Source organism: Sphingobium sp. DC-2 (genome assembly GCF_000722555.1).
GTDB classification, from domain to species: domain Bacteria; phylum Pseudomonadota; class Alphaproteobacteria; order Sphingomonadales; family Sphingomonadaceae; genus Sphingobium; species Sphingobium quisquiliarum.
Map to the genome: position 1 here is coordinate 24,812 of NZ_JNAC01000008.1, position 20,070 is coordinate 44,881.

20 protein-coding genes and 1 riboswitch are annotated in these 20,070 nt (G+C 65.9%); of the genes, 12 read left to right on the forward strand and 8 right to left on the reverse strand.

Annotated elements, in window-relative coordinates:
* Nucleotides 1-40 precede the first annotated feature (40 nt).
* Entirely contained in the window at nucleotides 41-1,240 is a 1,200-nt protein-coding gene (locus tag ET21_RS26345; protein WP_030538279.1) for a hypothetical protein, read from the reverse strand.
* A gap of 157 nt (nucleotides 1,241-1,397) precedes the next feature.
* Nucleotides 1,398-1,475, reverse strand: a riboswitch (cyclic di-GMP riboswitch).
* A gap of 221 nt (nucleotides 1,476-1,696) precedes the next feature.
* Here ET21_RS26345 and katG point away from each other — a divergent pair.
* Complete coding sequence (gene katG, locus ET21_RS0101370; protein WP_030538280.1) at nucleotides 1,697-3,946, forward strand: catalase/peroxidase HPI; 2,250 nt, start codon at nucleotides 1,697-1,699, stop codon at nucleotides 3,944-3,946.
* Nucleotides 3,947-4,021: 75 nt separating this feature from the next.
* Here katG and ET21_RS0101375 read toward each other — a convergent pair whose 3' ends face one another.
* A complete protein-coding gene (locus ET21_RS0101375; RefSeq protein ID WP_193378955.1) occupies nucleotides 4,022-4,636 on the reverse strand; it encodes a hypothetical protein in 615 nt (204 codons plus the stop codon).
* Between the two features lie 188 nt (nucleotides 4,637-4,824).
* Here ET21_RS0101375 and ET21_RS0101380 point away from each other — a divergent pair, with 188 nt between their 5' ends.
* From ET21_RS0101380 to ET21_RS0101390, 3 genes are all read left to right on the forward strand, one after another.
* Entirely contained in the window at nucleotides 4,825-5,643 is an 819-nt protein-coding gene (locus tag ET21_RS0101380; RefSeq protein WP_030538282.1) for an alpha/beta fold hydrolase, read from the forward strand.
* Nucleotides 5,644-5,740: 97 nt separating this feature from the next.
* A complete protein-coding gene (locus ET21_RS0101385; RefSeq protein WP_237751463.1) occupies nucleotides 5,741-5,974 on the forward strand; it encodes a hypothetical protein in 234 nt (77 codons plus the stop codon).
* Between the two features lie 5 nt (nucleotides 5,975-5,979).
* Nucleotides 5,980-6,576, forward strand: coding sequence for an alpha-ketoglutarate-dependent dioxygenase AlkB (locus tag ET21_RS0101390; protein WP_030538284.1), 597 nt, complete (start codon nucleotides 5,980-5,982; stop codon nucleotides 6,574-6,576).
* Nucleotides 6,577-6,809: 233 nt separating this feature from the next.
* Here the strand turns inward: ET21_RS0101390 and ET21_RS0101395 are convergent, their stop codons facing one another.
* Nucleotides 6,810-6,998, reverse strand: coding sequence for a hypothetical protein (locus ET21_RS0101395; RefSeq protein WP_030538285.1), 189 nt, complete (start codon nucleotides 6,996-6,998; stop codon nucleotides 6,810-6,812).
* Between the two features lie 141 nt (nucleotides 6,999-7,139).
* On the opposite strand from ET21_RS0101395, the gene ET21_RS0101400 reads away from it, so the two are divergent.
* Both ET21_RS0101400 and ET21_RS0101405 read left to right on the forward strand, forming a co-directional pair.
* Nucleotides 7,140-7,922: an exodeoxyribonuclease III gene (locus ET21_RS0101400; RefSeq protein ID WP_030538286.1), complete on the forward strand. Its 783-nt coding sequence runs from the start codon at nucleotides 7,140-7,142 to the stop codon at nucleotides 7,920-7,922.
* Nucleotides 7,922-8,968: an ATP-dependent DNA ligase gene (locus ET21_RS0101405; protein WP_202807104.1), complete on the forward strand. Its 1,047-nt coding sequence runs from the start codon at nucleotides 7,922-7,924 to the stop codon at nucleotides 8,966-8,968. The genes ET21_RS0101400 and ET21_RS0101405 overlap by 1 nt, the downstream gene beginning before the upstream one ends.
* Here the strand turns inward: ET21_RS0101405 and ET21_RS0101410 are convergent.
* The gene (locus ET21_RS0101410) at nucleotides 8,963-9,880 is read right to left on the reverse strand and encodes an oxygenase MpaB family protein (RefSeq protein WP_237751464.1); all 918 of its coding nucleotides are present in this window, start codon (nucleotides 9,878-9,880) and stop codon (nucleotides 8,963-8,965) included. The two genes, ET21_RS0101405 and ET21_RS0101410, sit on opposite strands and share 6 nt — an antisense overlap.
* A 165-nt stretch (nucleotides 9,881-10,045) precedes the next feature.
* On the opposite strand from ET21_RS0101410, the gene ET21_RS0101415 reads away from it, so the two are divergent.
* The 3 genes from ET21_RS0101415 (at nucleotide 10,046) to ET21_RS0101425 (ending at nucleotide 12,605) form a co-directional block, all read left to right on the forward strand.
* On the forward strand, nucleotides 10,046-10,939 hold the full coding sequence (locus ET21_RS0101415; RefSeq protein ID WP_030538289.1) for an iron-containing redox enzyme family protein: 894 nt from the start codon (nucleotides 10,046-10,048) through the stop codon (nucleotides 10,937-10,939).
* A gap of 2 nt (nucleotides 10,940-10,941) precedes the next feature.
* Nucleotides 10,942-11,283 (forward strand): response regulator, encoded by a 342-nt coding sequence (locus ET21_RS0101420; RefSeq protein WP_021236737.1) that lies wholly within the window; start codon nucleotides 10,942-10,944, stop codon nucleotides 11,281-11,283.
* A gap of 101 nt (nucleotides 11,284-11,384) precedes the next feature.
* On the forward strand, nucleotides 11,385-12,605 hold the full coding sequence (locus ET21_RS0101425; protein WP_030538290.1) for an MBL fold metallo-hydrolase: 1,221 nt from the start codon (nucleotides 11,385-11,387) through the stop codon (nucleotides 12,603-12,605).
* A 2-nt stretch (nucleotides 12,606-12,607) separates the two neighbouring features.
* Here the strand turns inward: ET21_RS0101425 and ET21_RS0101430 are convergent, their stop codons facing one another.
* The 4 genes from ET21_RS0101430 to ET21_RS0101445 all read right to left on the reverse strand — a co-directional run bounded on the left by ET21_RS0101430 (nucleotide 12,608) and on the right by ET21_RS0101445 (nucleotide 14,565).
* Entirely contained in the window at nucleotides 12,608-13,078 is a 471-nt protein-coding gene (locus ET21_RS0101430) for a hypothetical protein (protein ID WP_051767873.1), read from the reverse strand.
* Nucleotides 13,079-13,158: 80 nt separating this feature from the next.
* On the reverse strand, nucleotides 13,159-13,662 hold the full coding sequence (locus tag ET21_RS0101435) for a DUF3617 domain-containing protein (RefSeq protein ID WP_021236740.1): 504 nt from the start codon (nucleotides 13,660-13,662) through the stop codon (nucleotides 13,159-13,161).
* Nucleotides 13,663-13,747: 85 nt separating this feature from the next.
* Nucleotides 13,748-14,059: an HNH endonuclease gene (locus ET21_RS0101440; protein ID WP_051767874.1), complete on the reverse strand. Its 312-nt coding sequence runs from the start codon at nucleotides 14,057-14,059 to the stop codon at nucleotides 13,748-13,750.
* Complete coding sequence (locus tag ET21_RS0101445) at nucleotides 14,029-14,565, reverse strand: DUF3617 domain-containing protein (RefSeq protein ID WP_021236742.1); 537 nt, start codon at nucleotides 14,563-14,565, stop codon at nucleotides 14,029-14,031. The genes ET21_RS0101440 and ET21_RS0101445 overlap by 31 nt, the downstream gene beginning before the upstream one ends.
* A gap of 52 nt (nucleotides 14,566-14,617) precedes the next feature.
* Between ET21_RS0101445 and uvrB the strand changes: the two genes are divergently transcribed.
* The 3 genes from uvrB to ET21_RS0101460 all read left to right on the forward strand — a co-directional run bounded on the left by uvrB (nucleotide 14,618) and on the right by ET21_RS0101460 (nucleotide 19,957).
* Nucleotides 14,618-16,801 (forward strand): excinuclease ABC subunit UvrB, encoded by a 2,184-nt coding sequence (gene uvrB, locus ET21_RS0101450; RefSeq protein WP_021236743.1) that lies wholly within the window; start codon nucleotides 14,618-14,620, stop codon nucleotides 16,799-16,801.
* A 130-nt stretch (nucleotides 16,802-16,931) separates the two neighbouring features.
* Nucleotides 16,932-19,472 carry a TonB-dependent receptor gene (locus tag ET21_RS0101455; protein WP_030538293.1) on the forward strand — a complete coding sequence of 847 codons (2,541 nt, stop codon included), beginning with the start codon at nucleotides 16,932-16,934 and terminating at the stop codon, nucleotides 19,470-19,472.
* A 65-nt stretch (nucleotides 19,473-19,537) separates the two neighbouring features.
* Nucleotides 19,538-19,957, forward strand: coding sequence for a response regulator (locus ET21_RS0101460; RefSeq protein ID WP_030538294.1), 420 nt, complete (start codon nucleotides 19,538-19,540; stop codon nucleotides 19,955-19,957).
* Nucleotides 19,958-20,070 lie beyond the last annotated feature (113 nt).

The window sequence follows — 20,070 nt, forward strand, 5'->3', positions numbered from 1 at the left end:
CCGGAAACGCGGGGTGCCTGCCGCGCTTCCGGCCCAAGGATCACGGACGGGTGAGGTTCAAGCCGCCCGTCAGCGCGTTGAGCGTACCGGATATGACGCCGGTGACGGGCGCGAGCACGCCGCCGGGAGAGGCGGTGGCGCCTGCCTGCACCGTGGTGCCGCCGCCGGTCGCGCCAGCGGCTGCCGTGACCGGGGCCAGCACGGCGCCCGCCGCCTGCTGCACCGTGGAGGTGAGGCCGCTGGCGGCTTCGGTCACGCTGCCCAGCACCGATCCGGCGGGCGCCAGAGCACCGCCGACCGCGCCCGGCCCCGTGCCAGCCACAGGCAGGCCGCCGGGCAGGACGTTCGCCTCTATCAGCGCCGGGCTGCCGCTGGTGCCGAGCAACTGATTTCCTCCCAGGGCAACGTTGAGCAGATTTTCCGAGATCCCGCCGGTTGCCGAAGTGATGTTGGTAACCCGCACATCGGCGATGCCGTTGACCTGTGCGAGCGCCGTGTTGCCCGCATTCAGCACCCCGACCGTGGCGAGCGTGCCGCTTGGCTGGGTGGAGCCCAGCACCCCGACGCCGATCGCGCCAGCCGTGCCATCCAGCCCGGTGGTGACGGTGCGGCCGCCGACATCGATCGACACCAGATCCCCGACGACGCCCTGCGCCCCTTGCAGCAGCAGCGTGCGGCCTTCGCCCGCATCGACCAGGACGGTGCCCGTGTCGTTCAGCACGCGGGTGATGGTGCCGGTCACCGGCTGGAGCACCGGCAGGGCCGTCGCGACCGGGGTCGTCACCCCGCCCTGCCCGTCCGATACGCCCAGCACGGCATTGCCAGCGGTCACCAGTGCGGGAGAGAGTTGCTCCAGCGCGGAGGTCAGGACGTTGCCGCCGCCGCTCGCGCCCGTTCCCCCTCCGGTGCCGCCGCCGGTGCCGCCACCGCCGCCAGTGCCGCCATTGCCGCCGCCGGTTCCACCACCTGTCCCAGTGCCGCCGCCCGAACCCGTGCCGGAACCGGAACCGGAACCGCCGCCTGTTCCACCCGTGCCGCCACCGCCAGAGCCGCTTCCGTCATCGCTGCCTCCCCCGCCGGAGCCGCCGCCCGATCCGCCACCGGGCGAACCGATGCTCGCGAAGCGCGTGCCTCCGGTACTTTCACAAGCGCTCAGGCACAGCATGAGCGCCGAACAGGCTGTCAGGGTCGTGAATGCGCCGCGCCGCCACGGCCGGCCAGATGATCGTCCAACTACCATTTGCTCTCTCCTGTCCAGACCGGCACAGGGAAGCAACGGCAGCCACAGGCCACGCGAGCAGTGTCGAGCAGTCAGAAAACGCGCAGCGCCAGCAGCCGGAAGTCAGCGGCTAAAAGAATGAAGATGAAACTGCGATACGCACCTGAACCTCGGCTCCTTCGGTAGCCCCGCTACCTTGCAACCAAGGCCGGAGACTTTGCGTCCCGGCGTCACCACCGGTTTGCCTTTTCGGGATCGGGCTGATCCAAATGCGACAACCAAGATGTCGCACTTTAGTTCTACACAAAATTCATGACGCCGCATTTTTATCGTTAATTCTCATCATGCTGCACCGGTCCTATTCGCGCGGCAGAAGGATTGATCGCTTTTATCGATCAATCTGACGCAATCTTGTCGCTTCCTTCGTTACACTGCCGGTTCTAGCCTGACCGCATTGTGCAAGAGGAGACATATGCCATGGACGCGAAAACAGGTGACAGCCCCCTGTCCTGCCCGATGAAGGAGCCAGCGGCGCTGCGGTCGTTGCTTGGCCGCACCAATCGCGACTGGTGGCCCAACCAGCTATCGCTGGACATACTTCATCAAAATGGCGCGCATGCCAGCCCGATGGGCGAGTCGTTCGACTATGCCAGGGAATTCCAGTCGCTCGACCTTGAGGCGGTGAAGCGCGACCTGCATGCGCTGATGACGGACAGCCAGCCCTGGTGGCCCGCCGACTATGGTCATTATGGCCCCTTCTTCATCCGCATGGCGTGGCACAGCGCGGGCACGTACCGGACGGGCGACGGCCGGGGCGGCTCCTCTTCGGGCGGGCAGCGGTTCGCCCCGCTCAACAGCTGGCCGGACAATGCCAATCTCGACAAGGCGCGGCGGCTGTTGTGGCCGATCAAGCAGAAATATGGCCGCAAGCTGTCCTGGGCCGACCTGATGATCCTGACCGGCAATGTCGCCATCGAATCGATGGGCGGCCCCATCTTCGGCTTCGGCGGCGGGCGAGAGGATGTCTGGGAACCGGAAAAGGACATCTACTGGGGCACGGAGGAGCAGTGGGTCGGCCACCCCGAAAACCAGACCCGCATCCAGCCGGACAAGGAAATGGTGCTGGAAGACCCGCTGGCCGCGATCCAGATGGGCCTCATCTACGTCAATCCCGAAGGTCCCGGCGGCAATCCCGACCCGCTCCAGTCAGCGCGCGACATTCGCGAGACCTTCGCGCGCATGGGCATGAACGATGAAGAAACGCTGGCGCTGACGGCTGGCGGCCATACGTTCGGCAAGGCCCATGGCGCGGGCGACGCGTCCAAGGTGGGCGCGGAGCCGGAGGGCGCGGACATCGCACAGCAGGGGCTTGGCTGGCAGAGCGGCTATGAGACGGGCGTGGGCGACCACACCATCACCAGCGGGATCGAAGGCGCATGGACGCCGACGCCGACCCAGTGGGACATGAGCTTCTTCCACATGCTGCTCGACTATGAATATGAGCTGGTGAAGAGTCCCGCGGGCGCGCATCAGTGGCAGCCCGTGAACCAGAAGCCGGAGGATATGGCTCCGGGCGCGCACAGCCCGGACAAGCGGCTGCCGACGATGATGACGACCGCCGACCTGGCGTTCAAGATGGACCCGGACTATCGCAGGATCACGGAGAGGTTCCGCAATGATCCCGACGCGTTCGCCGACGCCTTCGCCCGCGCCTGGTTCAAGCTGACCCACCGCGACATGGGACCCAAGGCGCGCTACCTTGGCCCGGACGTCCCGGCCGAGGACCTGATCTGGCAGGACCCGATCCCGCCGGTGGACCATGTGCTGGTGGAAGAGGCCGACATCCGCTCGCTCAAGCAGAAGATACTGGCTTCGGGCCTCAGCGTGGCTGAACTCGTGCAGACCGCCTGGGCTTCGGCATCGACCTTCCGGGGATCGGACAAGCGCGGCGGCGCCAATGGCGGGCGCATCCGCCTTGCCCCGCAGAAGGACTGGGACGTGAACCAGCCGGAGCAGCTTGCCCGCGTGCTGGGCGTGCTGGAGGGTATCAAGGCCGATTTCGACGGCAGTGCATCGGGCGGAAAGAAGGTCAGCATCGCCGACCTCATCGTGCTGGGCGGCGCGGCGGCGATCGAAAAGGCGGCGAAGGATGCGGGTCATGACGTGACCGTGCCCTTCACCCCCGGCCGCACGGACGCTTCGCAGGAGCAGACCGATGTCGAAGGCTTCGCCGTGCTCGAACCCAGGGTCGACGGCTTCCGCAACTATCTGCCGGTCAGCTTCCGCGTGCCGGTGGAGGAATTGCTGATCGACCGGGCCAGCCTGCTGCGGCTGAGCGCGCCGCAGATGACGGTGCTGGTGGGCGGCCTGCGGGTTCTGGGAGCCAATCATGGCGGGTCCAGCCATGGCGTCTTCACCGGCCGTCCGGGGCAGCTCACCAACGACTTCTTCGTCAACCTGCTCGACATGGGCACGGCCTGGAAGGCGGACAGCGACAAGGGCGACCTGTTCACCGGCACCTGCCGCAAGACGAACGAACGGAAGTGGACGGCGACGCGGGTCGATCTGGTGTTCGGCTCCAACTCGCAACTGCGCGCCCTGTCGGAAGTCTATGCCGCCGCCGACGCGGAGCGGAAGTTCGTGAACGACTTCATCCACGCCTGGGTCAAGGTGATGGACGCGGACCGCTTCGACCTCCGCCATTCGGGCCTGACCGCCAGCGCCTGACCGGAAAAGCCGCCGCATCGCCATTCGGCAGCGCGGCGGCTTTTCCATCATGTTCCTGCGCAGGAGCAGCCCGCGTCAGTGCAGATCGCGGCGGCGATATCCGGCTTCGCTGGCGTGACCAGGCCGGGGCATATGCGCCGCGCCGTCCGGTTCGCCCGGCTCATGCACCAGTTCCTCGAACAGCGCACGGTAATGGATCATCGCCTGGCGGAGGTCTTCGGTATCCGCTTCGCCGCGCGCATGGCGGATGGCGATGTCATGGGCGGAACGGTAATTCTGCACCACTTCGGGATGATCGACCGACAGATCCGCCGAGCGGCGTTCGAAATCGACGATCGGATAGCCGCGCTCCTCCATGACTTCGGTCAGCAGCACGTCGGCCCGGGACACAGCACCCTGCGGATCGTCGACAAACTGGGTCTGGACCCTCAGCCAGCGGTCGGTGAACATATCCACCTGCTGGGGCGAGAGCGGGCGGATGGAAAAGGTCGCCACCCTCTTTTCCCGTTCCTGTAGTTCCGCCTCCGCCTTGCGCGAACTGCCAACGGCTTCCACCGTCCGCGAATATTCAGGGCCGAATTTGGAGCGGAGCTTGGCGCGGCGGCGGTTCTGCATCACCATCACGGCGATACCCGCCAGCAACAGCAGCACGAGCAGGCCAAGGCCGATTTCAAGCGGAGTCAGCGTCACGATGACATTCTCCCAAGGGCCAGAAGGCCGCTAATGACACCCGCCGCTGCTGCGATGCTCAACCGGATCGGCGCGTCTTTGTTCCGGCGGGCATTCGCGCCTGCTCCGGGCGGTGCGGGGGGCCGGGCCGAAGGAACGAAGGACGGACCGGATGGTTGGCGTCACTCCCCTGAAAGGAGCCCCGGTCCATGCATCTCCAGACACCCAACGGCCACGCCATCCATGTCAAGGACATGGGGTCCGGCCCTGCCGTCATCCTGATCCACGGCTGGCCGCTGAGCGGCGATATGTGGGAATATCAGACTCTTGCACTGCTGGAGGCGGGCTATCGCGTCATCACCTATGACCGCCGCGGCTTCGGCCAGTCGGGCCATCCGGCGGACGGCTATGATTATGACGTCTTCGCCGACGACCTCGCCGCCGTAATCGGCCATGTGGACGCGCCCAGGGTTTCGCTGATCGGCTTTTCCATGGGCGGCGGAGAGATCGCCCGCTATCTTGGCCGCCATGGATCGGCCAAGGTCGATAAGGTGGCGCTGGTTTCATCGGTCGTGCCCTATCTGTTGCAGGACGGCAGCAATCCCGATGGCGTGGAGCAGTCCGTCTTCGACCAGATGAAGATGCAGATCCGCGAGGATCGCTTCGCCTTTCTCCAGACATTCGCGAAGCAGTTTTACGGCGTCGGGCTGGTGTCGAAGCCGGTCAGCGGCGCGCTGCTCGACTGGACCTTCGCGCTGGCGATCATGGCCAGCCCCAAGGCGACGATCGATTGCGTCGATGCGTTCGGCCGGACCGATTTCCGTCCCGACCTGGCGGCGTTCGATATCCCGACGCTGATCATCCACGGGACGAGCGACAAGACCGTGCCGATCGACCCCAGCGGCCGCGCAGCCGCAGCGGCCATCCCCGGCGCGCGGCTGATCGAATATGATGGCGAGCCGCACGGCCTGTTCGCCACCGCGCCGGACCGGCTGAACGGAGACCTGCTCGCCTTTCTCAACGGATGATATTTTGCGCGGGAACAAGCGCGGCTGCCTAGTTCTTTTTAGTCCCATGCGGCGAAACGACTCCTTTCAACTCGCGATGGACAGCTGGCGGCTGGGGATGGAGGCATGGACCGTGATCGGCCTGCGCATGCCCCGGCTGCTGGCGGGCAACCCGGCCGCGCTTGCCGAAGCGCAGTTGATGGTCGGGGAAAAGATCGAGGCGGCGGCCGCGCTGCAATGGATGGCGATGACCGGCGCGCTCGGCTTCACGCCGGGCGAGGCGATGCGCGCCTCCGTCGCCCATTATCGCAAGGGCGTGGGCAAGAACCGGCGGCGGCTCACGCGCCGCTGACCGCGATGCAGCCGGACCTGTTCGCGCCGTCCCTGATCCCTGGCCTATCCTATGCGCCGGACATCATAAGCCGTGAAGAAGAGGCGGAGCTTGCCACGCGGATCGGCGCGCTTGCGCTGACGCCGTTCCGGTTTCAGGGCTGGACCGGCAAGCGGCTGACGCTGTCGTTCGGGTGGAATTATGATTTCGACAATGGCCGCTTCGCCGCCGCCGATCCGATACCCGAATGGCTGGAGACGTTGAGGGCGAAGGCGGCGGCATTCGCGGGACTGGACGGCGCTGATCTGGTGCAGGTGCTTTTGACCCGGTACGATCCCGGCGCGGGGATTGGCTGGCACCGCGACCGGCCGGTGTTCGATCATGTGGTGGGTGTGTCCCTAGGCAGCGAAGCGCGATTGCGGTTCCGCAGGCGCACGCAGAGGGGCTTCGACCGCTTCGCCATCCCGCTCGCGCCCCGGTCCGTCTATCATCTAAGCGGAGAAGCCCGGCACGATTGGGAACATGGCATCGCCGCGATGGAAACGCGCCGCTGGTCCGTCACCTTCCGCACGCTTTCCGCCAAGGGCCGCGCCAGCCAGTCCGGGCACGGGCAAGGGCTCTGATCCCCCTCCCCCTTGTCGCGCGCCCGCCAGCCACCCATATCCCCTTCATCGTCAACAACGGAAAGGAGGTGGTCTGATGTCTCATTGTCACATGCCGGTTGCGGCAGATGAAAAGAGCATGACCTCCGCCGCGGGGGTCCGGCTCGTCTGAGTCCGTCCAATCGGCTGACAATGGAAAGGCCGTCCGGCATCGCCGGGCGGCCTTTTGCATGGGAGGCAAACGTCAGGGCGCGTCAGAAGCCTTCCGTCCCCTTGTGATCGCCAAAGCCCTTGGCGCGCAGTTCGTCCTCATCGTCCTTGGCGCGCTTCTGCGCCTGCGCGATCCGGTCGCGGTCCTCCGGCGTGGGCGGCGCTGGGCGAGGCGCGGCCTGTTCCGCGAGGCTGGGTTCGTGCGCGCCGGGTGCGCTGTTCTTTCCGGTCATGATGAAAACTCCTGCCGCTGCTGGCCAAGCCTGACGAACGGGCGAGCGGACGGGGCGTTCCGGTGATGCTTGCAGGATCATCGAACCAATTGGCGGCTGGATCGTCTCTCCCTTCTGGACCAAGCGAGAGCCGCGTGAAGGATGAGGATCGCCACCTATAATGTGAACGGCATCAACGGGCGGCTGCCCGTTCTGCTGCGATGGCTAGAGCGCGCGGAGCCGGACATCGTCTGCCTTCAGGAACTCAAGGCCCCGCAGGACAAGTTCCCGGAAAAGGCGATCCGCGACGCGGGCTATGACGCCGCATGGCACGGCCAGAGCCGCTGGAACGGCGTCGCGCTGTTGAGCAGGGTGGGCGAAATCCACGAAACGCGAAGGACGCTGCCCGGCGACCCTGACGATGTGCAGAGCCGCTATATCGAAGCCGCCGTCAACGGCATGCTGATCGCGGGGCTCTACCTTCCCAACGGCAATCCCCGGCCCGGTCCCAAATATGATTTCAAGCTGCGCTGGTTCGACCGGTTGCATGACCATATGGCGAGCCTGATCGGACTGGATGCGCCGGTGATCGTGGCGGGCGACTATAATGTCATGCCGACCGACCGCGACGTCTATGTGCCCGAACGCTGGCGCGACGACGCGCTGTTCGCGCCTGAGGTGCGCGCCGCCTACCAGCGCCTGCTGGACCAGGGGTGGAGCGACGCGATCCGCCAGCTTCACCCGGACGAGACCATCTACACCTTCTGGAAATATTGGCGCGGTTCGTTCGAGCGCAATGCAGGGCTGCGGATCGACCATGTCCTGTTGAACCCGGCCGCCGCGCGGCGGCTGCAAGCGGCGGAGGTGGACACCACGCCCAGAGGATGGGAGCGGACGAGCGACCATGCGCCGGTCGTCGTCACGCTGCGCGGCGAGGCGGAATGATGACGGAAGCATCCAGCCCCGGACTGACCCTGCCGCTGCCGATGGAAGCCCGCCTGGTCACCGAACTGCCGCCGCCGCCCGGCTGGCAATATGAGCCCAAATGGGACGGCTTCCGCGCCATCGCCGGACGGGACGGCGGCACCGCCGATATCCGTTCCAAGTCCGGCAAGTCGCTCGCCCGCTTCTTTCCCGAAATCGTCGCGACGCTGCTGGCAACATCCTGCCAGCGCTTCATCGTGGATGGCGAGTTGATCCTGCCGACAGGCGGCGTGCTGTCCTTCGACGCGCTTCAGCAAAGGCTGCATCCCGCCGAAAGCCGGATCGAGCGCCTGTCGCGCGAAACGCCCGCGCAACTCATGCTGTTCGACTGCCTCGCGCTGGACGGCGAGGATCTGGGCGGCGCGCCGTTGCACGCACGCCGGGCGGCGCTGGAGCGATTCCACCGCGCGGAGGGGAATGACATGCTGCTGCTGTCCCCCGCGAGCGAGCGGCTGGACGACGCGATGGCCTGGCTGGAACGCAGCGGCGGCGCGCTGGACGGGATCATTGCCAAGCCGGTCGACGCGCCCTATCGCTCCGGCGAGCGCGCGATGCTGAAACAGAAGAACCACCGGAGCGCGGATTGCGTGGTCGGCGGCTTCCGGCGCACGGCGGACGGCAAGGGCGCGGCGTCGCTGCTGCTCGGCCTCTATGACGATGACGGCCTGCTGCACCATGTCGGCTTCACATCCAGCTTCAAGGCGGGCGAGCGCCCTGCCCTGCTCGACAGGCTGCTGCCGCTGGCGGGCGGCCCCGGCTTCACCGGCAAGGCGCCCGGCGGCCCCAGCCGCTGGAGCCGGGGAGAGGAAAGCGCGTGGGAGCCGCTGCATGCCCGGCTTGTGGCGGAGGTCGTCTACGATCAGGTGACGGCGGGGCGCTTCCGGCACGGCACCCGTTTCCTGCGCTGGCGGCCAGACAAGGCCCCCGGACAATGCCTGTGCGAGCAGCTTCAGGCGGAACTGCGGCCTGCGGAACTGGAGGCGCTGATTGGCGGCGCCTCATCATGAGTGCGGCGCGACCCGCCTGCGCGCGCGGCTGGCCGATCCGTCCTTGAGCGCCCAGCGCAGCACCATGCCCATGCCCGCGAGACGGGCGCGGGCGAGATGGCGGGCCGGTGCGCGTGAAAAGCCATGCATCCGCGCCGCCCAGCCGGGCAGCAGATCGATCGCCGCGTCGATCGCCGCCCGGCCGAAATGCGCCGTCAGCATGCCGGGCGACGGCTGTAGCAGCAGCGAAGCGACTTCCCGCGTCCGATCGTCGCACCGCAGCACGGGGCGGGCGGCAAGCAGATAGTCCGCCACCTCCCGCCCGCCGCGGGGAACGTTCCGCGCGCCCAGCCGCACTGCCAGATCGGCCATTTCCGCATAATAGAGATCTTCGTCCCGCGCGGGCAGAAGCGGCGCGCGGTAGCGGCGATAGGCGGACAGGAAGGAATAAACCTCCGCCACATGGACCCAGCACAGCAGGTCAGGATCGCTGGCGCGGTAGACGCCGCCGTCCGGCAGGGTGCCCTCTATCCGGTCATGGACCGCGCGTACCCGCTCGATCAGCCGCTCCGCCTCCGCCGTGCCGCCATAGGTGGTGCCTGCGATGAACTGGGCGGTGCGGCGAAGGCGGCCGCTGCGGTCTTCGCGAAAATTGCTGTGGTCCCAAATGCCCGCCAGCGCTGCCGGGTGCAGCATCTGGAGCAGAAGCGCCGCGATGCCGCCCGCCATCATCGACGTGAAATCGGCATGGACGCGCCACGCCATGGATTGGGGGCCGAACAGCCCTTCGTCCCCCAATGGCCTGTCGAGTTCGACCCGCTCCCCGCCCGATCCGAAGATCTGCGTCACGTTGCGCTGGATCATCCGCTGCACCGCCTCATGCGGCATGAGGGGACGCCATCGGGGTGGTTGGGGCTTGTCCTCTTCGGCCATGTCCTTCCTTTCCCCGCGTCAACGCGCCAGCAGCGGCAAAGTGACGGCGGTGCGCCTGCGGCTTTATCGCAAACAGGCGGATGCTTGATCGCGGTTAAAAAGTTTTTCGGGAACGTCTGGGGGTCTCTCTGAATTGAACGACAGTATATTTAGGAGACGAATTCCGTGGCCACGCGCTTCATCGCCCGAACGAGCGACTCACAATTTCTACAGCAGGACTTTCAGGAAAGGCTCAGTCACTGGAACCGGGACAGGCTGTCGCCGGGCTTTCCTGATGATTGGGAGAGCCAGTTCCGCGACGGTCAGGCGATGGCCCGGCTGGAACATGCCTTCATGGAAGAACTGCGCGCGCAGGTGCGCGATCGGGCGGCCAGCGCGCCCACCGATCCCGATGGCTTCATTGCCTGGTTCGAAGCGCTCAAGGAAAATGGGCCGGGCCAGAATGATCCGCTTTTCCCCTGGCTCGCCGAACAGGCGTCGCGAGACGAGGTTCGATGGTTCCTGACGCAGGAAGCCGCCGGGGAAGCCGGGTTCGACGATCTCGTCGCCTTAACGCAGGTGAAGCTGCCAACATCCGCCAAGCTGGAACTGGCGCGCAACTATTGGGATGAAATGGGGCGCGGCAATGAAAAGGGCATGCATGGCCCGATGCTGTCCCAGCTTGTCAGCATCCTGGACCTGTCGCCCACGATCGAAACGACGGTATGGGAAAGCCTGGCGCTGGCCAACGCGATGACCGCCATGGCGACCCAGCGCGTCTATGCGTGGCACAGCGTCGGCGCGCTCGGCGTCATCGAACTGACCGCGCCCTGGCGTTCGGCGCATACCGCCGCTGCGCTCAAGCGGATCGGCCTCAGCCAGTCGGAACGCCGCTATTTCGATCTGCATGCGGTGCTGGACGTCAAGCACAGCCGGGACTGGAACGAACTGGCGATCAAGCCGCTGGTCGCCGAAGACCCGCGCCGCGCCACCGCCATCGCCGAAGGCGCGCTGATCCGCCTGAGCTGCGGCGAGCGGTGCTTTGACCGCTATCGCGCGCATCTGGGGCTGGAGCGTTAAGCATGGCGGGACATCAGCCCCGCATCCTTGTCGTCGAGGATGATCCGGCCATTGCCCGCATGATGGTGGAGATGCTGCGCGCGGCGGATTATGAGGTGGACGGTCCCTATGCCGACGCCAGCGACGGGGTGGCGGCGCTGGCCGCCCATTTCCCTGACGGAGCGGTGCTCGACCTGCACCGGCCTGCGGAGGACGCCAGCCTGCTAAAGGATGATCTGGAGGCGTATGACATTCCCTTCCTCGACTGCGAGGAAAGCGTCCGCCAAGGGAAAGCCGCGCCACTGAAGGGCCGGTCGCAACTGGAAAGGCGGCTCCTCCCCTGGCTCCGGCACATGCGGCACTGAGTGTTCGCGGCGGGCGACAGCCGTCACGGTTCAGCGCCCCGCTCTTGCCCCTTGCGTGACGGACGCTATGTCCATCCCCTCGGATCAGCGCGGGAGACGGAATGGGCCGCATCGTCGGAAAAATCATCAGCGGCGCAGGCGTCGCGCTGCTGTTTCTGGTCATTGCGCTCTGCCTCGCGATCACCATCGTCCCGCCCTTTCTGGACCGCATCTATTATCAGGGGCCGGTGAGCCGCCATTTTGACGGCGCGCACTTCTTCAACCCCGATGGCGAAATCGAATTTTCCCCGCCGCCGGGCAGCAACCGGCAAAGCTTCGCCGTGCGCTGGCTGCTGGGCACGGACGAGCGGCCGCCCTGGCCCGACGCGGTGGCGGTAAAGCCCAGCCGTCCCGCGCCGTTCGCCGCGCCGCGCGGCATGACCGCGACCTGGGTCGGCCATGCGACGGTGCTGGTGCAGGCGGCGGGCCTCAATATCCTGACCGATCCGGTCTGGTCCGATTATGCCAGCCCCTTGCCCCCATTCGGGCCAAGGCGCGTGGCGCAGCCGGGCATCCGGTTCGAAGACCTGCCCAAGATCGACCTGGTGGTCGTCAGCCACAATCATTACGACCATCTGGACATTCCGACGCTCAAAAGGCTCTGGGAGCGCGACCGGCCCAAGATCATCACCAGCCTTGGCAACGACACCATCCTGAAACGCGAGGGCATCCCCGCCGTCGCGCTGGATTGGGGCCAGTCGATCAGCGGAGCGGCGCTGAACGGCCTTGGCTCCGACACGGTGATCCAGTGCGAAAATTACGAACATTGCCCCGATTACCGCGTCCATGTGATCCGCAACCATCATTGGAGCAGCCGGTGGGGCACGGATCGCAACCGCGCGCTATGGTCCAGCTTCGTGATCGCCACGCGGGCGGGCAACATCTTCTTCGCGGGGGATACGGGCGCGGGCGACATGGCATGGCCGGAGGAAGCGGCGCGGCTGGGGCCGATCCGCCTGGCGATGATCCCCATCGGCGCTTTCCGCTTCTGGCCGGGGCAGATGGAATCGGACAGTCATATCGGGCCGCAGCGGGCCGTCTCCGTATTCGAAAAGCTGGGGGCGTCCACCGCGATCCCGATCCATTGGGGCACGTTCCGCCTGTCCTTCGAACGGTGGAGCACGCCGCCGCGCATGCTGGAACTGTATCTGCGGTGCGCGGGCATAGACCGGGCGCGCTTCGCGCCGTTGCGCGTCGGGCAGTCGATCGCCGTGCCGCGCTATTCCGCGGTCGAGCGAAGCCGGGGGCGCTGCGACCAGCGCGCCATCGCCGCGCTGGAATAGGGTCAGGCGGGAGGGGCTGCTGCCGGTGCCGGATGACCGCCGCCGGTCATCGCGGCCAGATATTCGGCCTGCATCTCCTGCGTGAGCAGTTCCATCATCTGCCGCCCCTCGATCCAGAGTTCGATGACGCCGAAGGCTCCGCCGCGCTTGCGATATTTGGCTGGCCAGCCTTCGCGCGCGGCGATCGCCATCACCTCATCCTGACTGAGCGGCGTGGCAAGCGCGGCGTGAGTCGCAGTGAAGCCGCCATCCTCCGAGGCTTGGCCGGAGGCATCGGCGTCCCCTTCGGTTTCGCGCAGCACCGTGCCGATGGGATAGACTTCCACCGCCGTGCCGCGATCGTCGCCCGCCAGCGCGATCCAGCTTCCCTGCGCCACCGACGGAAAGGGATGAGCGTGACCGCGCCATAATTCGGCGATGACCTGCGCCACGTTCCTGGGGTCATGGGCCGAGATCGAAAGATGAAACAGCATGACACGCCTCCGCTGCCTGCACTCCGCCAGTGCAGCATAGCATGAATTCGGTCCCGCTGCGCCGGGGCTTGTGCTGACGATCAGGTCTTGGCGCATTCCCCCGTGCGCTTGCCGGTTACGTCATGGGTGGTGCGCAGTGTGGGATTGCCCGCCACCGTCTTTGTCATGGTGCTGCCCAGCGTCAGCGTATCATCAGTGAAATTCCCCTCCAGCACGATTTCCGACGTGCCTTCACCGGCCTTGCAGGACAGGGTGGCGATCAGCCGTCCCTTGCGGATAAGCTTGTCCTTATAGGTGCAATCCTTACCCTCGCCCCCTGCCAGCGCATCGGCATCCGGCACCCCGGCGGCGTCTACCGTCAGGCACAGCTTGTCTTCGCTCATCTGCTTGAGCGCCGCCTGATATTCAGCGGGCGTCACGGTGGGCGTGTTGTAGCCGGTCGTCTTGCGCGTGAAGGCCCATTCCCCCGCCTTGATCGCGATGGGCGCTTCCACCGCTTCGGGCGCGGGCGCTTCCTTTTCGCCGCAGCCCCCGATGGCAAGCGCGACCGCCAGCGGCATCACCGCCGATTGCATGATCTTCATATCCTCATCCCCTGTTCTCTTGACGGAACGGGGAGAGGCTCGCCCGGCCCCGGCCAAAGCGCAAGAGGAAAAATCCAGCCGCGCCTCAACGCTTGCCGTGGGTCGGCGCGTGGAAGTCAGGCGGCTTGCCAGCGATCCAGGCCAGAAAGCGGGCAAGCCCCGGATGCGCGCGCAGGGCCGCCGCGTCGCGATAGGCGCGGGCAAGTTCCGCATTGCCGATCTGCGCATGGATGGCGCGGTGGCAAATGGGGTGGAGCGGCACCGTGCCGCGCCCGCCCCTGCTGCGGGGCAGCGGATGATGCCATTCGATCCGCCGCCCCAGCGGCCGTTCGCACAGCCAGCAGCAGGGCGCGCCGCCGCTCACGCCTATGTCGTGGCGCAGTCGGCCGCGATCCATTTGCCGGACGTCTTCGCCTTCATGCGCATTTCAGCGCCTTGCGCGGCCGCGCTGCTTTTCATGTCCATGTGCATTTCATAGCTTTCGGGCGAATAGCTGCCCGACATCACGGCGGTCATCGCGCCGCCTTCCGACTTGCAGGAAACCTCGCCCTTCACCGATCCGCCGCCGACATTGAAGCCCTTATAGGTGCAGTCCTTGTTCTCCTGACCGGAAAACATCTTGCCGCTGGGATTTTCGGCCTCTTGGGGCGTGACGCAGTAGCGGATGGAGGTGCGGCTCATCATCTTCTTCATCTGCTCTTTCATCCGGGCGCCGCCGCCCGGCAGATTGGGCATGTCGATATCTTCCAGCGTGAAGCTGCTTTCCCACTGGCCGGGTTTCAGCTTCACCCTTTCGACCTGCGCCTCGACCTCGCTCTTGCTCATCGGTTCGCCGGACGGCTTGTCGCCGCATCCCGCCAGCAGCGCCGTCGCGCCCGCCAGCGCCAAAACCGTTTTGCGCATCGCACATCCTCCCTGTTGCACCCCTTGGGCAGGCGAACCATATCAAGGCGCGATGACGATTCAAATCCGCACCACCCTGGACGAACCGGAGACCGGCGAAGGCTTCGTTCCCCACCGCCCCGCGCGCCCTGAAAAGAGCGAGGGCGGCAAGCGGTTCAAGCTGGTGTCCGACTATGAGCCCTCCGGCGACCAGCCCACCGCCATCGCGGAACTGGTGGAACAGGCGCGTGCGGGCGAGCGCGATCAGGTGCTGCTGGGCGTCACCGGCTCCGGCAAGACATTCACCATGGCCAAGGTGATCGAGGCGATGCAGCGCCCCGCTCTGGTGCTCGCGCCCAACAAGATCCTGGCGGCGCAGCTATACGGCGAGTTCAAGAGCTTCTTCCCGGAAAATGCCGTCGAATATTTCGTCAGCTATTACGACTATTATCAGCCCGAAGCCTATGTGCCGCGGTCCGACACCTATATCGAGAAGGAGTCGAGCGTTAACGAGGCGATCGACCGGATGCGGCATTCGGCGACGCGCGCGCTGCTGGAGCGGGACGATGTGCTGATCGTGGCGTCCGTGTCCTGCCTTTACGGCATCGGGTCGGTGGAAACCTATTCGGCGATGACCTTCTCGATGAAGAAGGGCGGCATCGAGGACCAGCGCGAGATCATCCGCAAGCTGGTCGCACTCCAGTACAAGCGCAATGACGCTGGCTTTGCGCGCGGCAATTTCCGGGTGAAGGGGGATAATCTGGAGGTCTTTCCGTCCCACTATGAGGATACGGCGTGGCGGGTCAGCTTCTTCGGCAATGAGATTGAGGATATCGTCGAATTCGACCCGCTGACCGGCAAGAAGATCGCCAGCCTGGAATATGTGAAGGTCTTCCCCAACAGCCACCATGTGACGCCGGGCCCGACGCTGAAGCAGGCGATGGAGGCGATCCGCTTCGAACTGGCCGAGCGGTTGAAGGAACTGGTGGCGGAAGGCAAGCTGCTGGAGGCGCAGCGGCTGGAGCAGCGGACCAATTTCGACCTGGAGATGATCGCCGCGACTGGATCATGCGCGGGTATCGAAAATTACAGCCGCTTCCTGACCGGCCGCCTGCCCGGCGAGCCGCCGCCGACACTGTTCGAATATCTGCCTGAGAACGCGCTGCTGTTCGTGGACGAAAGCCACCAGACCATCCCGCAGATCGGGGCGATGGCGCGCGGGGACCATCGGCGCAAGATCACGCTGGCCGAATATGGCTTTCGCCTGCCGAGCTGCATCGACAACCGCCCGCTGCGCTTCAACGAATGGGACGCGATGCGCCCGCAGACGGTCAGCGTGTCGGCGACGCCCGGCCCGTGGGAAATGGAGCAGACCGGCGGCGTGTTCAGCGAACAGGTCATCCGTCCCACCGGACTGATCGATCCGCCGGTGGAGATCAAGCCGGTGGAGGATCAGGTGGACGACCTGATCCACGAGGCGAAGGAGACGGCGAAGAAGGGTTATCGCACGCTCGTCACCACCCTCACCAAGCGCATGGCCGAGGATTTGACCGAGTTCATGCATGAGGCGGGGATCAAGGTCCGCTACATGCACAGCGATGTCGAGACGCTGGAGCGCATCGAGCTGATCCGCGACCTGCGGCTGGGCGTTTATGACGTGCTGGTCGGCATCAACCTGCTGCGCGAGGGGCTGGACATTCCCGAATGCGGTCTGGTCGCGATATTGGATGCCGACAAGGAAGGGTTCCTGCGATCGGAAACCTCGCTGATCCAGACCATCGGCCGCGCGGCGCGCAACGTCGAAGGGCGCGTGATCCTCTATGCCGACCGGATCACCGGCAGCATGGAACGCGCGCTCAACGAAACCAGCCGCCGCCGGGAAAAGCAGCAGGCCTATAATCTGGAACATGGCATCACGCCGACCACGATCAAGCGCAACATCGGCGACATCATCGCCCATGTGGCGTCCAAGGATCAGGTGACGGTCGACACCGGGCTCGACGATCGCCCCCACCTGGTCGGTCACAATCTGCGCGCCTATATCGAGGATCTGGAAAAGAAGATGCGCGCCGCCGCCGCCGACCTGGAGTTCGAGGAGGCCGGGCGTATCCGCGACGAAATCCGCAAGCTGGAAGCCGAAGAACTTGGCCTGCCCGCCGACGAGCAGGTGGCCGCGCCGCGCGGCCGCGCGACCGAGGGCAAGCCAGGCACGCGCAAGCTGCGCTACGGCAAGACCCAGCGCAAGTTCGGGCGGTAAGGAGCGGCGCGGACGGCTTTCCGCCGCCGCCCTTACAATTTGCGACAAATCTTCCTTGGACTTGCCAGAATTTTGCGACAACTCGCGCCTAACAGCCGGTCATCAGGTGATTGGTGAAAAGGGGTAATGTGTGAGCCGTCCGACGTCGCTTCTGCTGTTTTCGTTGATGATAAGCTGCGCGCCCACGGCGCTGCTCGCCCAGACGGACGAGGCCAAGGGGCCGCCGGTACAGATGGACGATGTGGACGAGATCGTCGTCACCGGCCAGCCCGAACGCGGCGCGGTGATCGGCAACATCAAGCCCGAACAGCAATTATCCCCCGCAGACGTGCGCGCCCTGGGCGTAACGTCGATCGCGGAGATGATTACCGAATTGTCGCCCCAGACCAATGGCGATCCCGTGATCCTGCTGAACGGGAAACGCATTTCCAGCTTCTCCGAAATCCAGGACATCCCGTCCGAAGCGGTGGCACGGGTCGACATCCTGCCCGAACAGGTCGCGCTGTCCTACGGCTATGCGTCCACGCAGAAGGTGGTGAACATCGTGCTGCGCCAGCGTTTCCGCGCGGAAACGGCAGACCTGCGCGCGGGGACGACGACCGATGGCGGGCGCGAGAACGGCACGATCGAAGGCGGGCTGCTGCGTATCCGGGGCGATAACCGGCTGACGCTCAATGTGAAATATGCGGCCGCAGCGTCGCTGCTGGAAAGCCGCCGCTCGATCGATCCGGGTCCGAACAGTCCGGCCCTTGCCAACCTCACCCGCTTCCGCACGCTCAGTCCCGCGACGGAAAATCTGTCGGCGAACGCCACCTGGGCGCGGGCGCTGGGCAAGGTTTCCATGACGGTCAACGGACGGGTCGAACTGTCGGACAATGACTCGCTCCAGGGGCTTTCCTCCGCAGCGCTGGCGCAACTGGCGGGCCTGCCGCAATGGCCGTTCGCCGATGACGGGCGCTATCGCGACATTATCGAAGCGGGCAGGCTGGATCAGCAGATACGCGGCACCACCGGGCATCTGGGCCTGACGCTGAACGGCCTGCTGGGCGGCGGGTGGCAATGGTCGCTGACCGGCAATGGCGACATTTCCGACACGCGGACGCGCACGGAAAGATCGTCCGGCACCGACCGGGCGAGCAGCAAGTCGCAGGCGGTCACGGGCGACCTGCTGCTGTCGGGTCCGATCGTCGACCTGCCTGCCGGAACGGTGACCAGTTCTATCCGGCTCGGCGCTTCGGCCAATGGCTTCGACGGCTGGTCCATCCGCAACGGAAAGGAAAGCGAGAGAAGCTATGACCGGCAGATCGGCAGCGGGCAGGTCAGCCTGGACGTGCCGCTGACCAGCAAGGCGCGCGGCGTGCTGGGCGCGGTGGGCGATATCGGCGTCAATGTGAATGCGGGCATGCAGCAGCTTTCCGATTTCGGCACGCTGTCTACCTTGGGCTATGGCCTGAGGTGGCGGCCCGTTCCGGCGGTCCAACTGCTGGTGTCCGCCAATCAGGATCGCGCCGCGCCGACCGGCAACCAGATCAACGATCCCGAAATATCGACGCCCAACGTGTCCGTATTCGATTATCGCACCGGCGAAACCGTGTTCGTGACGCGCATCACCGGCGGCAACGCGGCGCTCAAGGAAAGCGTGCGCGACCAGTTCCGCCTGAGCGCCACCGTCAAGCCCTTCGAAAAGCCGAACCTCACGCTGACGGCGACCTATCTCAACAGCCGCACGGCGAACCCCATCGCCGCCTTCCCGGAGCCCACGCCCGCGATCGAAGACGCCTTTCCCGACCGCTTCGTGCGCGACGCTGACGGCCGATTGTTGCAGATCAACGCGCGGCCGATCAATTTCCTGCGGTCGCAGAGCGAGCAGTTGCGCTGGGGCTTCGACCTGTCCCTGCCGCTCAAATCGCGCATCCAGAAGCTGGTCGAAGCCTGGCGCGCGGCGGGGGCCAAACCGGAAGACCGCCCCAAGGAATTGCAGGACATGCGGGCGCTGTTCGGCAACCGGGGCCGGGAAAGAGGGGAGCAGGCGGGCGGGCAGGATAACGCGCCTCCTCCCACGGAAGGCGGCGAACGGCCCCGTGGCGAAGGCGGCCTTGACGGTCCGCCAAGGCAGGGCGCGGGCGGCAGGCCCGGCGGCGGTTTCGGCGGTCCCGGAGGATTCGGCGGCGGACGCGGCGGCGGTGGCGGACGCCTCAGCTTCAGCCTTTATCATACATGGCATTTCACCGAGAGCATCCTGATCGCGCCGGGCGTGCCTGAGCTTGACCTGCTCAACGGCGATGCCACCGGCTCATCGGGCGGCCAGCCCCGGCATGAGATCGAAGCGCGGGTGGGCTATGTCAACAATGGCCTGGGCGCGCGGCTGGGCGTGGATTGGGAAAGCGGCACCCATGTCGATGGCGCGCTGAACGGATCGTCGCGGCTGAACTTCGGCAGCCTGGCAACGGCGAACCTGCGGCTTTTCGCCAATCTGGGGCAGATGCCGTCATTGGTGCGCAACCATCCCTTCCTGCGCGGCGCGCGGGTGTCGATCGGCATCGATAATATCTTCAACGCGCGGCGTGACGTGACCGACGCCAGCGGCGGCACGCCGCTGCGCTACCAGCCGGGCTATCTCGATCCGCTCGGCCGCCGCATCAGCATTTCATTCCGCAAACTCTTCTTCTGAGATGCGGCTAAATGACTCCCCTCCCGGTCCGTTATGAACCGTATGAAGAGGCCGGGAGACGAAGCATGAGGAAACCCGTCAGGATCGTGGTGGTCGATGATTCGCTGACTATCCGCGCGATGATCGAAACGCTGCTGGAGCGCGATTGCCGCTTCGAGGTTGTCGGCATCGCCCGCAACGGCGAAGAAGCGATTGACCTCATCTGCTCCGCAAAGCCCGATGTCGTCACGCTGGACGTGGCCATGCCCGGCAAGGACGGCATGACCATCCTGGACGAGATCATGGCGCTGGAACCATGCCCGGTCATCATGCTGTCCAGCCTGATGCGCGAAGGCGCGCCGATCATGGCCGATGCGCTGGACCGTGGCGCTGCTGCCTGCTTCAACAAGGCGATGATCGCCCGCGACGCGGCGCGCTTCATCAGCCTGGTGAAAGAGGTGGCGCGCAGCGCCGCTCCGGCGGTGCGGCTGGCGGTCGCGGCCTGAAATCACCAGCATCGGTTGGGAATGGGGAGCGCCGGAGACGGCCGCTCCCTTTTTCTTTGCTGATGGCGAACAATCCGGTCCCAGGCACCGGCCGCTGACCGGGCGCGCTATGC

Coding starts and splice junctions, on each gene's coding strand:
- katG (WP_030538280.1), top strand. CDS start 1,697: ATGGACGCGAAAACAGGTGACAGCCCCCTGTCCTGCCCGATGAAGGAG.
- ET21_RS0101385 (WP_237751463.1), top strand. CDS start 5,741: ATGGAGGCATGGACCGTGATCGGCCTGCGCATGCCCCGGCTGCTGGCG.
- ET21_RS0101405 (WP_202807104.1), top strand. CDS start 7,922: ATGACGGAAGCATCCAGCCCCGGACTGACCCTGCCGCTGCCGATGGAA.
- ET21_RS0101430 (WP_051767873.1), bottom strand. CDS start 13,078: ATGCTGTTTCATCTTTCGATCTCGGCCCATGACCCCAGGAACGTGGCG.
- ET21_RS0101420 (WP_021236737.1), top strand. CDS start 10,942: ATGGCGGGACATCAGCCCCGCATCCTTGTCGTCGAGGATGATCCGGCC.
- ET21_RS0101390 (WP_030538284.1), top strand. CDS start 5,980: ATGCAGCCGGACCTGTTCGCGCCGTCCCTGATCCCTGGCCTATCCTAT.
- ET21_RS0101410 (WP_237751464.1), bottom strand. CDS start 9,880: ATGGCCGAAGAGGACAAGCCCCAACCACCCCGATGGCGTCCCCTCATG.
- ET21_RS0101395 (WP_030538285.1), bottom strand. CDS start 6,998: ATGACCGGAAAGAACAGCGCACCCGGCGCGCACGAACCCAGCCTCGCG.
- ET21_RS0101425 (WP_030538290.1), top strand. CDS start 11,385: ATGGGCCGCATCGTCGGAAAAATCATCAGCGGCGCAGGCGTCGCGCTG.
- uvrB (WP_021236743.1), top strand. CDS start 14,618: ATGACGATTCAAATCCGCACCACCCTGGACGAACCGGAGACCGGCGAA.
- ET21_RS26345 (WP_030538279.1), bottom strand. CDS start 1,240: ATGGTAGTTGGACGATCATCTGGCCGGCCGTGGCGGCGCGGCGCATTC.
- ET21_RS0101435 (WP_021236740.1), bottom strand. CDS start 13,662: ATGAAGATCATGCAATCGGCGGTGATGCCGCTGGCGGTCGCGCTTGCC.
- ET21_RS0101440 (WP_051767874.1), bottom strand. CDS start 14,059: ATGGATCGCGGCCGACTGCGCCACGACATAGGCGTGAGCGGCGGCGCG.
- ET21_RS0101380 (WP_030538282.1), top strand. CDS start 4,825: ATGCATCTCCAGACACCCAACGGCCACGCCATCCATGTCAAGGACATG.
- ET21_RS0101445 (WP_021236742.1), bottom strand. CDS start 14,565: ATGCGCAAAACGGTTTTGGCGCTGGCGGGCGCGACGGCGCTGCTGGCG.
- ET21_RS0101460 (WP_030538294.1), top strand. CDS start 19,538: ATGAGGAAACCCGTCAGGATCGTGGTGGTCGATGATTCGCTGACTATC.
- ET21_RS0101400 (WP_030538286.1), top strand. CDS start 7,140: ATGAGGATCGCCACCTATAATGTGAACGGCATCAACGGGCGGCTGCCC.